This is a genomic window from Nioella sp. MMSF_3534 (assembly GCF_030732985.1).
Taxonomy (GTDB): domain Bacteria; phylum Pseudomonadota; class Alphaproteobacteria; order Rhodobacterales; family Rhodobacteraceae; genus Nioella.
In genome coordinates, this window is the sequence record NZ_JASHJX010000067.1 from 1 (window position 1) to 15,917 (window position 15,917).

At 64.8% G+C, this 15,917-nt stretch carries 14 protein-coding genes; 9 read left to right on the plus strand and 5 right to left on the minus strand.

Annotated elements, in window-relative coordinates; all coding sequences use genetic code 11:
• Positions 1-1,209 (minus strand): FAD-dependent oxidoreductase (locus tag RBB16_RS19170; protein WP_306047652.1); only part of this gene is annotated, 1,209 nt, incomplete at its 3' end.
• Between the two features lie 191 nt (positions 1,210-1,400).
• Complete coding sequence (truA, locus tag RBB16_RS19175) at positions 1,401-2,195, minus strand: tRNA pseudouridine(38-40) synthase TruA (protein WP_306047653.1); 795 nt, start codon at positions 2,193-2,195, stop codon at positions 1,401-1,403.
• Positions 2,196-2,299: 104 nt separating this feature from the next.
• Between truA and RBB16_RS19180 the strand changes: the two genes are divergently transcribed.
• Genes RBB16_RS19180 through RBB16_RS19190 form a run of 3 tightly spaced genes read left to right on the plus strand, consistent with a single transcriptional unit; the run spans position 2,300 to position 5,609 of the window.
• Positions 2,300-3,712: a YcjX family protein gene (locus RBB16_RS19180; protein ID WP_306047654.1), complete on the plus strand. Its 1,413-nt coding sequence runs from the start codon at positions 2,300-2,302 to the stop codon at positions 3,710-3,712.
• Positions 3,709-4,716, plus strand: a complete 1,008-nt coding sequence (locus RBB16_RS19185) for a TIGR01620 family protein (protein WP_306047655.1) — start codon at positions 3,709-3,711, stop codon at positions 4,714-4,716. The genes RBB16_RS19180 and RBB16_RS19185 overlap by 4 nt, the downstream gene beginning before the upstream one ends.
• Entirely contained in the window at positions 4,713-5,609 is an 897-nt protein-coding gene (locus RBB16_RS19190) for a DMT family transporter (protein ID WP_306047656.1), read from the plus strand. The genes RBB16_RS19185 and RBB16_RS19190 overlap by 4 nt, the downstream gene beginning before the upstream one ends.
• Here the strand turns inward: RBB16_RS19190 and RBB16_RS19195 are convergent.
• Positions 5,584-6,765, minus strand: a complete 1,182-nt coding sequence (locus tag RBB16_RS19195) for an NAD(P)/FAD-dependent oxidoreductase (RefSeq protein WP_306047657.1) — start codon at positions 6,763-6,765, stop codon at positions 5,584-5,586. The genes RBB16_RS19190 and RBB16_RS19195 overlap by 26 nt on opposite strands.
• A 128-nt stretch (positions 6,766-6,893) precedes the next feature.
• Here RBB16_RS19195 and RBB16_RS19200 point away from each other — a divergent pair, with 128 nt between their 5' ends.
• Positions 6,894-7,202: a hypothetical protein gene (locus RBB16_RS19200; protein WP_306047658.1), complete on the plus strand. Its 309-nt coding sequence runs from the start codon at positions 6,894-6,896 to the stop codon at positions 7,200-7,202.
• 88 nt (positions 7,203-7,290) lie between these two features.
• Here the strand turns inward: RBB16_RS19200 and RBB16_RS19205 are convergent, their stop codons facing one another.
• On the minus strand, positions 7,291-7,701 hold the full coding sequence (locus RBB16_RS19205; RefSeq protein ID WP_306047659.1) for a group III truncated hemoglobin: 411 nt from the start codon (positions 7,699-7,701) through the stop codon (positions 7,291-7,293).
• A 240-nt stretch (positions 7,702-7,941) separates the two neighbouring features.
• Here RBB16_RS19205 and ileS point away from each other — a divergent pair, with 240 nt between their 5' ends.
• Positions 7,942-10,857 carry an isoleucine--tRNA ligase gene (gene ileS, locus RBB16_RS19210; protein ID WP_306047660.1) on the plus strand — a complete coding sequence of 972 codons (2,916 nt, stop codon included), beginning with the start codon at positions 7,942-7,944 and terminating at the stop codon, positions 10,855-10,857.
• Between the two features lie 52 nt (positions 10,858-10,909).
• On the opposite strand, the gene RBB16_RS19215 is transcribed toward ileS, so the two are convergent.
• Positions 10,910-11,338, minus strand: coding sequence for a hypothetical protein (locus RBB16_RS19215; protein WP_306047661.1), 429 nt, complete (start codon positions 11,336-11,338; stop codon positions 10,910-10,912).
• 207 nt (positions 11,339-11,545) lie between these two features.
• Between RBB16_RS19215 and yghU the strand changes: the two genes are divergently transcribed.
• From yghU to RBB16_RS19235, 4 genes are all read left to right on the plus strand, one after another.
• On the plus strand, positions 11,546-12,418 hold the full coding sequence (gene yghU, locus RBB16_RS19220) for a glutathione-dependent disulfide-bond oxidoreductase (RefSeq protein ID WP_306047662.1): 873 nt from the start codon (positions 11,546-11,548) through the stop codon (positions 12,416-12,418).
• Positions 12,415-12,867 (plus strand): methylated-DNA--[protein]-cysteine S-methyltransferase, encoded by a 453-nt coding sequence (locus RBB16_RS19225; RefSeq protein ID WP_306047663.1) that lies wholly within the window; start codon positions 12,415-12,417, stop codon positions 12,865-12,867. The genes yghU and RBB16_RS19225 overlap by 4 nt, the downstream gene beginning before the upstream one ends.
• A 308-nt stretch (positions 12,868-13,175) precedes the next feature.
• On the plus strand, positions 13,176-14,327 hold the full coding sequence (locus RBB16_RS19230; protein WP_306047664.1) for an exo-alpha-sialidase: 1,152 nt from the start codon (positions 13,176-13,178) through the stop codon (positions 14,325-14,327).
• A 63-nt stretch (positions 14,328-14,390) separates the two neighbouring features.
• The coding region (locus RBB16_RS19235; protein ID WP_306047665.1) for an FAD-binding dehydrogenase at positions 14,391-15,917 on the plus strand (1,527 nt) is incomplete at its 3' end.

A 15,917-nucleotide genomic window follows, 5' to 3' on the forward strand; every position in this document is an offset into this window, starting at 1 on the left:
GGCCCCGCAGCCCCCGCACATGGGTTTGTCGCCAAGCGTTTCCCGGACGCCTTTTGCCAGCTCTCGGGGCAGGCGCGGCGATGCCATTGGCGACAGGTCGCGGAACTTGTCCATGAACCCCTGGTCGATCCGGTCCTTCCAGCGCCACAACATGGACCCTGCCCCGACGACCCCTCCCCTTTCCGCCAATGCCCGTTTGCTGCCCAGGGAAATCAGCTTGAGGTAATCGCGCTGTGGTCGGAAGGGCAGCAGGTCATCTTCTCGCCCCATGGCCAGAGCCCGCATATTGCGCAGAAGGACAGGGGCGGCGCGCACGGCATAAACACCGGCCTTGGGGCGCGGATCGAAAGCCAGATCGGCGCAATCCCCGGCGGCGAAAACCTCCGGATGAGACACCGAGCGCAAGTGCCGATCGACGGTGATATACCCCTCCCGCAGGGTCAGACCGGTATCGGCAAGCCAGCCATGAGGGCGGGCCCCGGCAACGCCAAGGGTAAAAGCGGAGGGCAGGACGCCGCCCGATGCGAGGGTGACACCGGCCGGGGAAATCCCGGCAATTGTCTCTCTCGGGACGCATTGGACTCCGGCCTTGGCAAGCTCTGCCAGCAATCGCGCGCGGGCCTTCGGGTGTATGCCGTCGAGAATGTCTCCCTTGTCGATCAGGGTCACTTCCGCAGCACCTGTTTCGGCTCTCAGCCGGAACGCCGCCGCAAGCGCAAGTTCCGCTCCGGCCACACCAGCCCCGATCACCGTTACCGGTCCGCCGCCAGCCTCGACAAACCGGCCCCAGGCATCCGCGAAACGGTCAAGCGGTTTCGCGGCGATACCATGGGGGTCAAACCCGCGGATCTCGGGCATCCGGCTGTGAATGCCAATATCGACGGACAGAAGATCATAGCTGATCGGGGCCCGATCCGGGACCGTCACCTGCCGCGCAACCGGGTCGATGCCGCTGGCCGTGCCGATTACCAGCCGCGCCCCGGCAAAACGGGCCAGTCTGACCAGATCAATATCGAGCGCGTCGCGGCTGTAATGCCCCGCAACATGACCGGGCAACATGCCGGAATAGGGTGCCGTCGGTCCGGGGTTGATCACCGTCAGCCGGACACCCGGCAAAGGGCGCATCCCCCAGGCCTTCAGCACAAGCGCATGGGTATGGCCGCCACCCACAAGTACGATATCCGTTACGATTGGCAGGGCCGGTCCCATCTGTTCCCTCATCTCGTGCCAGACCCGCCATAGCGCGTCTCAGGCCCCAGTGGCACCCCGTGCATGGTCGCGACAAGGTAAATACTTCGTCACACTATCCCCATTAACCTTAACGCGCCCCCCCCTTTCATCTTGGTTACAAATACCTCGGGGGAGTCGCCTGAAAGGCGACGGGGGCAGCGCCCCCATGCTTATTTTCCAGCCACGAAAACCGGTTCCGGGTAGAAAACCGGTTCCGGGTAGCGGACATGATTCAGGTAGAGCCCCTCTGGCGGGCTGACCGGTCCGCAGGCCGCCCGATCCCTCGCCTCAAGGGCCGTCTTCACATCCTCAGGCGACCATGACCCGGCCCCGACCCGTTCCAATGTGCCAACGATCGACCTGACCTGATTGTGCAGGAAAGACCGTGCACGCAGGTGAAACCGGAACTCGGCCCCATAGGGGTAGTCAACCTGCTCGATCCTGATCTCGTCCAGCGTCTTGACCGGACTTGCCGCCTGGCAGATCGTGGCGCGAAAGGTGGTGAAATCATGCAGGCCGATCAAATGCCTTGCCCCTTCTCGCATCGCCTCGATATCCAGCTTGTTCTTGACATGCCAGACCTTGCCCGCGTCATGGGTCAGGGGCGCGCGCCGGGCGATCAGGCGAAACACGTATTGCCGTTCCAGCGCCGAAAACCGCGCATGCCAATCGTCTGCGACACGGGCTGCGGCCACAACAGCAACCGGGCGCGGTTTCAGGTGATAGTTCACCGCCTCGGTCAGTCGAAACAGGTCCCAGTCGCGGGCCAAATCGCAATGGGCAACCTGGCCGAGCGCATGCACGCCCGCATCGGTACGGCCCGCGGTTGCAATCGAGGGCACGTCCCGTTCCAGACGCGACAGGGCTTCTTCAATCGCTCCCTGAACCGAGGGCCGGTCGGGTTGTCTCTGCCAGCCTGAAAAGGGGCGACCGTCATATTCTATCAATAGCGCAAAGCGGGGCATGGGCTTCCGCTACCGCAAAGCGGGTGAAAGGGCAATCGGCCCTGTAAACCGCCGCCGCGAATGCCTATTCTCTGACCCATTGGGTTTCGCAAAGGACAGTTCGCTTGGTCATCGGTGCCATTTCCGACACTCTGGGCCGCGGCGTGGAAAACGTCGGCTCGGCCATTTCCGAAACGTTTTTCGAACCGGTGATCCGCTTGGGGGTCACTGGCCTGTCGCGTGCGGGCAAGACGGTGTTCATCACCTCGCTGGTGGCCAATCTGCTGGACCGGGGGCGGATGCCGGGTCTGCAAGCCGCCAGCTCCGGGCGCATTCAGGCGGCGTTCCTGCAACCGCAGCCGGACGATACGGTACCGCGTTTCGACTATGAAACCCATCTGGCGGCGCTGACGGGCCGCAACCCCCATTGGCCCGAGTCGACCCGCGCCGTGTCGGAACTGCGCCTGTCCTTGCGCGTCCAACCCTCGGGCCTTCTCTCGGGCCTCTCCGGCCCGCGCACGGTTCATATCGACATCGTGGACTATCCGGGGGAGTGGCTGCTGGATCTGGCGCTGTTGGAGCAAAGCTACGACCAATGGAGCGCCGACACCCTGTCGCGGGCCGAACATCGCGATCTGGCGCGCCCGTTCTGGTCCCTGATCGAGGCCACAGATGGCAGCGCGAATCTGGAAGAAGCCACAGCGCAGGGCCTTGCCCGCAGCTTCACCGACTATCTGAACGAGGCGCGTGAGGCGGGCTTCTCCGATTGCACCCCCGGCCGGTTCCTGCTGCCCGGAGAGCTGGAGGGCAGCCCGGTTCTGACCTTCGCACCGCTGCCCCCCGGTGACGCCCCGCGCGGTAGCCTGCGCCGGGAAATGGCCCGGCGGTACGAAGCCTACAAGGCGCAGGTCGTCAAACCCTTCTTCCGCAATCACTTTGCCCGGATCGACCGGCAGGTGGTGCTGGTCGATGCGCTTGGCGCGATCCATTCCGGCCCGCAGGCGGTCGAGGATCTGCGCCGTGCGATGGCGGGCATTCTGGGGGCGTTCCGGCCCGGGAGGAATTCCTTCCTGTCGGCGATCATGGGCAAGCGGGTGGAGAAGATCCTCTTCGCCGCCACCAAGGCCGACCACCTGCATCACAAGCAGCACACGCGCCTGACCGCGATCATGGAGGCGCTGCTGCGCGACGCGCGCGACCGGGCCGATTTTGCCAGGGCGAAGACACAGGCCATGGCGATTGCCGCTTTGCGGGCCACGGTGGAGGAGACGAGGGCCCACAACGGCAAGGAGCTGGATCTTGTGCGGGGCACTCTGCTGGATACAGGCAAACAGGCGGCCTTTCACCCCGGTGAACTGCCCGAAGACCCCGGCCACCTGCTGGCCCCGGCGCGGAAGGGCGAAACCGCCTGGCTCGATGCCGACTACTCGGTCATGCGCTTCGCGCCCGCCGAACTGACCCTGAAACCCGGTGAAGGCCCGCCGCATATCCGGCTGGACCGCGCCGCCGAATTCCTGTTGGGGGACAAGCTGGCATGAGCGACCGCAAAGGCCCCGTCCTGATCGAGCTGGACGACACCCCCGCAGAAGGCCCCGCCGCCGCCCCGCCGGTGCCCGATCTCGACCTGCCCGCGCCCACGGGCCGCGCCATGCAGACCGTGGCAACGCTGGCCGCACGCAAACCCTCGCGTCTGGCGCGGTTCTTCTGGGCCTCGCTGACGGCGCTTCTTGGTTTCGTGATCTCGCTGGCGGCATGGAACTTCGTGACGGCTTTGCTGGCCTCGAACCCCATTCTTGGCTGGATCGCCACCGGGCTGATCGGGCTCTTCCTTCTGGCCGCGCTGCTGGTGGCCCTGCGCGAGGCGGCATCGTTCTTCAGCCTCGGGCGGCTCGACGGGTTGCAGAAAGCGGCTGAATCCGCCCTTGCCACCAGTGACCTGAAGGCCGCGCAGAAGGTATCGGATGACCTCGTCGCGCTGTACAAGTCGCGGCCCGAGCTGCGTCTGGGACGAGAGGCTCTGGCCGCCCGCAAGGACGATATCTTCGATGCGGATGCGGTCCTGCATCTGGCCGAGGATCACCTGCTCGCCCCGCTCGACGCCGCAGCGCGGGCCGAGGTCGAGGCCGCGACGCGACAGGTTGCGACGGTCACCGCTCTGGTGCCTCTGGCGCTTGCCGATGTCGTTGCCGCGCTGACCGCAAATTTGCGGATGATCCGGCGCATCGCGGAAATCTACGGGGGTCGCGCGGGAACCCTTGGCGGATGGCGTCTGACGCGCACGGTGATCACCCATCTGGTTGCCACTGGTATGGTGGCCGTTGGCGACGACATGCTGGAGCCCATTATCGGCAGCGGCCTTGTCGGCAAAATCTCGCGCCGCTTTGGCGAGGGCGTCGTCAATGGCGCGCTCACCGCCCGCGTGGGGGTTGCCGCGATGGAGGTCTGCCGCCCGCTGCCCTTCCGCAAATCGACCCGGCCTTCCGTCACCGGCCTCGTGCGCCGGGCACTGTCAGGGCTGTTCGGCAAAGGGGATGCAACATGACCGGGGACCGCCCGCTTCTGGGCATTCTCTTCATGCTGGGGTTCTGCGTGCTGATCCCGTTCGGCGACGCGCTGGCCAAACTGCTCGGGGACAGCGTGCCGCTGATCGTGCTGGTTCTGGTGCGGTTCGGCGCGCAGGCGTTGCTGCTGGTGCCGCTTCTCTGGCTGATGGGCGGTACCCTGCGGATGAGTCCGCGCACCTTTCGCCTGACCGCCTTTCGGTCGATCCTGCAGATCCTTGGCATCTCCTTCATGTTCCTCAGCCTGCGCTATCTGCCGCTGGCCGATGCGGTGGCGATTGCCTTCGTGATGCCCTTCATCATGCTGATCATGGGTCATTTCATCCTGGGGGAAGAGGTCGGCATCCGCCGGATCGCTGCCTGCGGGGTGGGCTTTGTCGGCACGCTGATGGTGATCCAACCAAGCTTTTCCGAGGTGGGTTGGATCGCGACGCTGCCCCTGTCGGTGGCCTTCATCTTCTCGGTCTTCATGCTGGTCACAAGACAGATCGCAAAAGAGGCGGACCCGCTGGCCTTGCAGGCCGTCGGCGGTCTGGTCGGCGTGCCGATCCTGCTGGCGCTGCTGCTGTTGCCTATTGACCTGCCGGATCTGACGCCGGGCTGGCCGTCGGGGTCGGATGCGTGGCTGCTGGTGGCCATGGGCGTGCTTGGCACGGTCGCGCATCTGCTGATGACGTGGTCGCTGCGGTTTGCGCCCTCTGCCACGCTGGCCCCGATGCAGTATCTGGAAATTCCGGTGGCGACGCTTCTGGGGCTGATCTTCTTCGACGATCTGCCTGATGGCCTGGCCGCGGCGGGAATAGCCCTGACCGTGGGGGCAGGGCTCTATATCATCTGGCGGGAACGGGTCACATCCCGCGCGCAACCGGCGTAAGTGCGGGCATCGGCGGGACAAGGTCGCCGCAGACCAGCCGTGTCAGGATACCTGGAACGGGCCATATGCGTGACATCGGCGCAAGAACGCGGTCCCGGATCACCGGCAGGACCCGGCTGTCGGACTGGTATTGCGGCGTGAACGAGGCGCTGAGCGCCTGATAGGTGGCCACATGCCAGCGCCGCGCCCCGGCATAGAGACGCAGGGCCTCCTCCCCTTCGGCCATTGCAAGCGCGTGCTGCAGGGCCAGGGCATCCAGCAAGGCCATATTCGCCCCTTGCCCCAGTTGCGGACTGGCCCGGTGTGCCGCATCGCCGATATGCACGATCCCCTCGCCATAGGGTTTCGCCAGCGACCCGTGCGTGTAGCTGGCGAAGGTGAAGGCGTCATGGCCCGCGACCCAGCCAAGGAACGGGGCGAAATCGGGCCAGAGCCTGATGGCCTGCTGTCGCCAATGGGCAAAGTCAGCGCGGGACCAGTCCTCGAACCCCGAGACGGGCAGAGAGTAGAAGATGGCGGCAAGCTGCTGACCGGGCTGGTCCGGCATGGCCCCCACGGGCAGGACACCGAACATCCGGTCCGCGCGCCGATAGCATTGCGTCAGCCGATCCTGCGGCAGCGGGCTGTCCTCTGGCCATGGAACGGTGGCCCAGACCGCGCCGTAGGGCAGGGGGCGGCTGATTAGCGGGGAAAGATGCGAGCCCGCGCCGCAGGCATCGACAATCAGGTCAAACGGGTCTGACAGCCGGTCGTCGAAACGAAGCGCCTGCCCCTCGCGCCCCAGAACCCGGTGCGAGGGTACCAGCCGCGCGCCTGCATCCTGTGCTGCGTCAAGAAGCAGGGAAAACAGCGTTGCGCGATGAATGCCAAGGCCCTTGCGATCCGGGGCGTTCCCGTAGCTGACAGACAGAACGACGCGATGGTTTTCCGCCTCGTGCCCGAACATCGACGAGATCCGTGCCCCAAGGCGGCGTGCCTTGTCGCCCACGCCAATCCTGTCGAGCACGGACAGGCCGACAGGCTGGATCACGAGGCCCGACCCCACGGGCTGCGGTGCGTCGAACTGGTCGAACACGGCGACCGAGTGCCCGTCGCGTGCCAGAAGGGCCGCTGCCGCCAACCCGCCGATTCCGGCACCTGCAATTCCGATTTTCATCCGCTCCTCGCCCTCTTTGCCCCTGACCCGTGCGCCGAAACGGTGCAAGCCTGCCCGGTGATGCTTGACCGATGCGGGTGTTCAGCGCAACCTGAACGGGTTTCAATCATCACTTTCAGGAGATTATCATGAGTTGGAGCAGCCTGTCGGGGGCCAGCAAAGCGGCCCTCATTTTCGCGGTCCTCGGCTTCGTCATCAGCTTCACGACCTTGTCGACCAGTTCGATCAACGGTGTGCGAACCTGTTCCTACATGGACTACGGCGCGCTTCTGTTCGGGGCGCTGGCCATGCTGGCAGGGTCATCCGGGCTGATGCGGATGCGCGATCTGGCACCTGATGCGCGCACCTTGAACCTCGTCGTCTGTGTGGCGGCCGATGTTGTCGGCGTGGTCCATATCCTGCGCGGGATCGGCATGGTGGGTGGCCCCTGCGGCTGACCTTGCCGCCTGGCGCGGGCAAGATTTTTGAAAAATCTTGAAAGGATCTTGCAAGATCCTTCCCCGCGCCCGGCAGTACCGGTCCGCGTTATCTCAGCTTCGGGATGCCGCCGGGCAGGGTGTCCCGATCCACCACACCGGCCCTCAGCGAGCGCCCGATCCGATGTGCCAGTGCCGACCACCTGGCCGCCTGATCTTCGGTCAGTTCCTCCGCCAGAACGCTGTCGAACAGCTTTAGCCACGGCTCGAACATGCCCGGCCGGACATTGCCTGCCTGCATATGCTTGACCATCGGATTGCCGTCATAGCCCCGTTCGCCCAGGATCGCATTGGCCCAGAACCGGGCAATCTTGGCCTCATGCGGGGGCCAATCCGTCACATGCGCGGCAAAGACCGGCCCCAGAACCGGATGCGCCCGCACACCGGCATAGAAGCGGGCGACGACCCGTTCGATCTCGGGGCGGGTGATGTCGAACTTGGCGAGCGGCGTGGGTGTCATGCGATCAGTCTGGGACCGCGGCGCGCAGTTCGCCAGTGGCCATCTGGTCGCGCCACGGCCCTCTGGACGCCTCCCGCCCGCAGGCCTATAAGACGCGTCATGACCCGCCCATTCGTGCGCATCATTATTCGAATTATCGGCCCGGCTCTCTGAGACCAAGAGACGCCGGGACAAGGTGTTTGATTTTTCGCACCGCCCTGATAACCCCATCCCGACAGACTATCTGAAGGACGCCGATCCATGTGCGCCGATACGACCGGGCAAATGCCCGACTACAAAGACACGCTGAACCTGCCCAAAACCGATTTCCCCATGCGCGCGGGCCTGCCCAAGCGCGAGCCGGAATGGCTGGAACGTTGGGAAAAGATGGGCATCTATGACCGCCTGCGCGCCAAGGAGGGCCGCACGCCCTTCACGCTGCATGACGGCCCTCCTTACGCCAACGGCCACCTGCATATCGGCCACGCGCTGAACAAGACGATCAAGGATATGATCGTGCGGTCGCATCAGATGATGGGCCATGACAGCCGCTATATCCCCGGCTGGGACTGTCACGGGCTGCCCATTGAATGGAAGATCGAGGAACAGTACCGCGCCAAGGGGCAGAACAAGGACGACGTGGATGTCGTGGCCTTCCGCCAGGAATGCCGCAAATTCGCCGAAGGCTGGGTCGATATCCAGCGCGATGAATTCAAGCGTCTTGGCATCACCGGCAACTGGGCTGATCCCTACCTGACCATGGCCTATCACGCTGAGCGGGTGATCGCCGAGGAATTCATGAAGTTCCTGATGAACGGCACGCTTTATCAGGGGTCCAAGCCCGTGATGTGGAGCCCCGTTGAAAAGACCGCGCTCGCTGAGGCCGAGATCGAGTATCACGACCACAAGAGCCACACGATCTGGGTGCCGTTCAAGTCGACGAACGGGCAGGGCGACCTGCAAGGCGTCAAGGCCGTCATCTGGACGACGACCCCCTGGACAATCCCGTCGAACAAGGCCGTGGCCTTCAACCCGGCGATCTCTTACGGGCTTTACGAAGTCACCGGGCGGCCCGAGGAGTGCTGGTGCCGGATCGGCGACCGCTATCTGCTGGCTGACAATCTGGCTGGTGAAGTGCTGTCCAAATCGCGCCTCGATGACAGCATGTATCGCCGCCTGCGCGACGTAAGCGCGGATGAACTCGGCGCGCTGATGCTGCAACATCCCTTCCACGGGCTCGACGGGGCCGATGGCTTCTGGGATTACGACGTGCCGATGATCGACGGTGATCATGTGACCGACGATGCGGGGACGGGCTTTGTCCATACCGCGCCCTCGCACGGGGCCGACGACTATGAATGCTTCATGAAGCGCAACTGGCTCGACCGGATGACCCACAACGTGGGCGAGGAATCAGAATTCCTGCCGCATGTGCCCTTCTTCGCGGGCCTCCAGGTCTTCGATCGCAAGGGCAAGGAAGGCAAGGCCAATGCCGCCGTGATCGACAAGCTGGTCGAGGCCGGTGCCATCATCGCGCGCGGCCGAGTGACCCACAGCTACCCGCATAGCTGGCGGTCCAAGGCACCGGTCATCTTCCGCAACACGCCGCAATGGTTTGCTGCCATCGACAAGCCCGTGGGCGACGCTCAGGACCAGTACGGCACAACCATCCGCGAACGGGCCCTGACCTCGATCGACAAGCTGGTGAAATGGACCCCGCAGACCGGGCGCAACCGGCTTTATTCCATGATCGAGGCCCGGCCCGACTGGGTTCTGTCGCGTCAACGGGCCTGGGGCGTGCCGCTGACCTGTTTCACGAAAAAGGGCGCGCTGCCGACCGACGCGGATTTCCTGCTGCGCAATGCAGAGGTCAACGCCCGCATTGCCGAGGCGTTCGAGGCCGAGGGCGCGGATGTCTGGTACATGGACGGCGCGAAGGAGCGGTTCCTTGGTGGCATCGTGAACCCTGACGAGTACGAGCAGGTTTTTGACGTTCTGGATGTGTGGTTCGACTCCGGCTCCACCCATGCGTTCGTTCTGCGTGACCGGGAAGACGGCACCGAAGACGGCATCGCCGATGTCTATATGGAAGGGACCGACCAGCATCGCGGCTGGTTCCATTCCTCGCTGCTGCAAGCCTGCGGCACGCTTGGCCGCGCGCCCTATCGCAACGTGGTGACCCATGGCTTCACGCTGGACGAAAAGGGCATGAAGATGTCCAAGTCTCTGGGCAACACCATCGTGCCCGAGGCGGTCGTCAAGCAATACGGGGCCGATATCCTGCGGCTCTGGGTGGCGCAGGCGGACTACACAAACGATCAACGGATCGGGCCGGAGATCCTGAAAGGCACCGCCGACAGCTATCGCCGGTTGCGCAACACCATGCGCTTCATGCTGGGGTCTTTGTCCGACTTCAGCGAAGCGGACCGGGTTGATCCCGCCGAGATGCCGGAACTGGAACGGTGGGTGCTGCACCGTCTGGCGCAGCTGGATCATACCGTGCGGGCGGGCTATGCCTCGTTCGACTTCCAGGGCGTGTTCCAGGCGCTGTTCAACTTCGCCACCACGGATCTGTCGGCCTTCTATTTCGACATCCGCAAGGACGCGCTTTATTGCGACGGCGACACCCTGAACCGCCGCGCGGCGCGGACGGTGCTGGATATCCTGTTCCACCGGCTGACCACCTGGCTGGCCCCGATCCTTGTCTTCACAATGGAGGAGGTCTGGCTGGAACGGTTCCCGGGCGAGGATAGCTCGGTCCACCTCGTGGACTTCCCCGAGACACCCGCCGACTGGCTGGACGAGCCGCTGGCCGCCAAATGGGCCAAGGTGCGTCGCGCCCGTCGGGTCGTCACCGCCGCGCTGGAAATCCAGCGCCGCGAGAAGGTGATCGGCGCCTCGCTGGAGGCCGCGCCGGTGGTGCATGTGCGCGATGCGGAGATCCTGACAGCCCTGCGCTCGGTCAACTTCGCCGATGTCGTGATCACCTCGGATGTCAGCCTGACCGGCGATCCCCTGCCGCAGGAGGCGTTCCGCCTGCCCGAGGTCGAGGGCGTAGGCGTGGTGTTTGAGACCGCAGAGGGCGAGAAATGCCAGCGCTGCTGGAAGATCCTGCCCGATGTTGGGACGCATGCCCACACGGGCACCTGCAAACGCTGTGACGAGGCGCTTGGTTGAACCGGCATTTGCATTCTGAACAAAGGGCGTTCCAATGGGGCGCCCTTTCCACTTACTCCATCAACCCGCGCAGGTAGTCCGGGTCTGCAAAGCTGCCCCAGCCAAAGGCCATCCGGCCCCGCCCGCGTGTCGTGTCGATCCCGTCCACATAGGTGCCGCGCACGGCAATCGGGTACATGCCGGTCGGAACCACCCGCTCTTCGGAATAGATCACCGCGCCGGTGCCATCGCGGCAGGTCATGATGCCTGCGCCCGACCGGTCCCGCCGCAACTCCATCGGCATCTCGCACGTGATCCCGTCGCCTGACAGCCGGGTCACTGAGGACAGTTCGAAATCGGTCTGGATATCGCCCGTCAGAACCCACTCGGTCCCGTCCGCCAGCTGCATGACGGCGGCGGCCTGGGTGCGCAGGGTCTGGGAACAGGCCGCAAGGCCCAAGAGGGCCGCGGCCATAACAAGCGTCGTTCTCAAGCTTGGCATCTGTGCCTCCTGCCCGTTGTTTTGGCGTCACTCTCTGCCGCAAGCCATCCCCTTGCAACGGCAATCCCAGAGGCCCGAGCGGACCGGCGGTGTTCAGCGCATGGGGGATGTGCGAATTCGCAGGGTCACCCGCGCCTTTCGCTTGGCGCCTTCGCGCCCTATCTTTCGTCAACGCAAGCGCGATTCATTTGAAAACAGGATATCCCCATGACCGACCCCAAACCCTATGAGCCCCCCAAGGTCTGGACCTGGGACAAGGAAAGCGGCGGAACCTTCGCCTCGATCAACCGACCCATTGCCGGGGCCACCCACGAGAAGGCGCTGCCGGTCGGCAAACATCCATTCCAGCTCTATTCCCAGGGCACGCCCAACGGGGTGAAGGTGACCGTGATGCTGGAGGAGCTTCTGGCCGCCGGGCACGATGCCGAATACGACGCCTGGCTGATTAGCATTGGTAAGGGCGATCAGTTCGGGTCCGGCTTTGTCGGGGCCAATCCCAATTCCAAGATCCCGGCGCTTGTGGACCATACCGGAGCGGAGCCGGTGCGCGTCTTCGAATCCGCCTCGATCCTGATGCATCTGGCCGAGAAGTTCGGGGCCTTCCTGCCCGCCTCCGGCCCCGCGCGGACGGAAACGCTGAACTGGCTCTTCTGGCAGATGGGCAGCGCGCCCTATCTGGGCGGCGGCTTCGGCCATTTCTACGCCTATGCGCCCGAGAAATGGGAATACCCGATCAATCGCTTTGCCATGGAGGTGAAGCGCCAATTGGATGTGCTGGACCGGCACCTTGCGGACAATGAATGGATGGCGGGTGGTGACTACTCCATCGCCGATATGGCGATCTGGCCCTGGTATGGCGGGCTGGTGAAGGGCTGGCAGTATGGCGCGGCGGAGTTCCTGGACGTGGCCAGCTACACCAACGTGGTCGAATGGGCCGAGCGCATCTATGCCCGCCCCGCCGTCAAGCGGGGCCGGATGGTGAACCGCACGGCGGGCGATCCGGCAACGCAGCTGCATGAACGCCACGATGCCTCGGATTTCGAGTTGCGCACGCAGGACAAGCTCGACGCTGCCGAATGATCGCTTGCGTGGATAGCCCCGTGGGTCGGCTGACCCTGACCGAACAGGAGGGGGCTATCACGGCGCTTGAGTGGCGGGACGAGGATGCCCCGCCCGAGACGGATCTGATGTGGCGGGCGGCCGGGGAACTGGCCGCCTATTTCGCGGGGAAGCTGACCTGCTTTACCCTTCCACTCGCCCCGCGCGGGTCGGATTTTCAGCAGGTTTTCTACCGCGCGCTCTGCGCCATTCCGCATGGCGAAACCCGGACCTATGGAGAACTGGCCACAGAACTTGGCGTCTCTGCACAGGCCATCGGGCAAGCCTGTGGTGCCAATCCGATTCCCGTCCTGATCCCCTGTCACCGGGTCTTGTCCTCGACCGGGCTTGGCGGTTTCTCTGGCGCGGGTGGGGTCGAGACAAAGGTGGCGCTTCTCAGGCTGGAAGGCGCGGCCTCGCTCCTCATCTGACCGGAGGGGGCGATGTTCGGGTTTCATGCTGTTTACGGCAGGCGGCATTCTTTACCTGATCTTCGAGGATATCCAAAGCCAAAGAGGCCCGATATATCCAAACATGAAGCCACCCAAACACTCGACCCCGATACGGCCTTGCGCCTGTTGGAAGAGTCCTTGCCCTGCATCACCCCGGTCCCGGTTCCGAAAGCCACAGCGCAGGACGACGAGGACCAGCCCGCCGCGGCCTGATCTCAAAGGGCTTGGGTGACTCGCGCAATAGCTGCTATTCTTCCGGGGTATTCCACCCCTGCGCGAGATTTCCCATGCCTCAATCCATTACTGTCCTCGTCGGCACCACCAAGGGCGCTTTCCTGATCTCTGGCGGCGCGGACCGCAGCGATTGGCGGGTCAGCGGCCCCCATTGCGGCGGCTGGCCGATCAATCACATGGTGGGCGACCCGGTTACCGGCACGATCTGGGCGGGGGGCGGCGGCGACTGGCATGGGGCGGGCGTCTGGCGGTCAGAGGACGGCGGCGAAACATGGCAGCTTGCCAAGCTCTCCTCCGGGCAGATGGATGAATGGGCCGCGAACGACGCCGAATTCGCCGCGATGATCGGCTGGACCGATACACCGCCCCCGTTCGGGGACGATCTGCACTCGGTCTGGTCGCTGCATCAGGCGCATGGGGTGCTCTATGCAGGCGTGAAGCCCGGCACCCTTCTGGAAAGCCGCGATGGCGGGCAGAGCTGGACCCGCAACGAAGGCCTCGCCAGTCACGAAAGCCGCGAAGGCTGGGGCCCCGGCGCGGTAGGGCTGACGTTGCACACCATTGTCTCTCACCCTGCCGACCTGGCAAAACTGTGGATCGCGATCTCTGCCGCCGGGGTCTTCGCCAGCGAGGATGGCGGCCAAAGCTGGGACCGGCGCAATCGCCTGTCCAACGCGGAAAGCTGCGCCCATCACGACCACCCCGCCGCGCCGCGTGACGGGCAGACCGGGTACTGTGTTCACAACATGCAACGCGCCAGCGACGGAACGCTCTACCAGCAGAACCACCACGGCGTGTTCCGCAGCCGCGACGAGGGCCGGTCCTGGGACGATATCACCGACGGCCTGCCCTCGACCTTCGGCTTTCCCATTGCCGTCAATCCCCATGACCCGGCGATGATCTGGACGATCCCCCTCAATGGCGACATGGCGGGCCGTTTCCCGCCCGATGCCGCCGCCGCTGTCTGGCGATCCTGCGACGGGGGCGACAGTTGGCAGGCGATGCGCGCTGGCCTGCCGCAAACCGCCTGTTTCTTCACCGTCCTGCGCCAGTCCATGTCCACCGATCGGGCCGATCCCGCAGGCGTCTATTTCGGCACCAATACCGGGTCGGTTTTCGCCAGTTTCGACGAAGGCGCAACCTGGTCCGAGATCGCCCGCCACCTGCCGACGGTCCTGGGGCTGGAGGTTCTGCACCGAACCTGACGCAAGGGCGGGTTTTGCGAAACCGGGCGGACGGGGTAGCCTTCGGCGAGGGGAGGACGGGGAATGGACGCAGATGTGATCGTCGTTGGCGGCGGGCTGGCCGGCATGGTCGCGGCCTGGCATGCGGCGGAACGTGGGCGCAGCGTGATCCTGCTCGATCAGGAAGGGCCGCAATCGCTTGGCGGGCAGGCCTGGTGGAGCCTAGGCGGGCTCTTCATGGTGAACACCCCCGAACAGCGTCGGCTTGGCCTGAAAGACAGCCGCGACCTGGCCCGCGCCGACTGGATGGGATCCGCGCAGTTTGATCGGGCGGTGGATGACATGCCGCGTCAATGGGCCGAGGCCTATCTGGATTTCGCCGCCGGTCCGATGCGGTCTTACCTGCACGGGCTCGGCATGCGCTGGTTTCCCGTGGTGGGATGGGCCGAACGCGGCGGCGCGCTGGCGGGTGGGCATGGCAATTCCATCCCGCGGTTTCACATCACATGGGGTACCGGGACGGGCGTGGTGCGGCCTTATGCGGACCGCATCCGCGCCCATGACAGGATCGCGCTGCGCTTTCGCCACCGGGTGACCGGGCTGATCATCGAGGGCGACGAGGTGCAGGGGGTGCATGGGGTCTCGCTGGCCAATGACGATGCCCCGCGCGGTGCCCCGACCAATCGCGAGGTGGAAGGAGAGTTCACCCTACGCGCCGGGGCCGTTGTGCTGACAACCGGCGGCATTGGCGGCAACCACGAGCTGGTGCGCGACTATTGGCCCCGCGACCGGTTGGGGATGCCGCCCGAGCAGATGGTGTCGGGCGTGCCGGACTATGTGGACGGGCAGATGCAACTGGTGGCCGAGCGCACGGGTGCCGCCGTCATCAACAAGGACCGCATGTGGCATTATTGCGAGGGGGTGCGGAACTGGGATCCGATCTGGCCGGGCCACGGTATCCGCATCCTGCCCGGGCCGTCCTCGCTGTGGTTCGACGCCAATGGTGACCGGATGCAGGCACCGTTCTTCCCCGGCTTCGACACGCTCGGCACGCTGAAACGCATCCTGTCCACGGGGCATTCCCATAGCTGGTTCATCCTGACCCAGAAGATCATCGAAAAGGAGTTCGCCCTGTCCGGGTCGGAACAGAATCCCGACCTGACATCGGGCCGTTGGCGGGCGGTTCTGAAAGAAAGACTGGGAAAAGGGGCCACCGGTGCGGTCGAGGCGTTCAAGGAAAAGGGCGAAGATTTCGTCGTGGCGGGCAGGCTGGAGGATCTGGTGGCGGGGATGAACCGCATCAATCCCGGCCCGGAACTCTCGTTTGATCATATTCGCGGGCAGATCGAGGACCGGGATCGGCAGATTGCGAACAAGGTCGCAAAGGACACGCAGGTGACCGCGATCCGGGGCGCGCGGGCCTATCCGGGCGACAAGCTGATCCGAACGGCGAAGCCGCACCGCATACTTGATCCCAAAGCCGGGCCGCTGATCGGGGTGCGTCTGAATGTGCTGACGCGGAAATCGCTTGGCGGGATTCACACGGATCTGACCGGCCGGGCCCTGCGCGGTGATGGCACGGTTTTGCCGGGGTTGTGGTCGGCGGGGGAG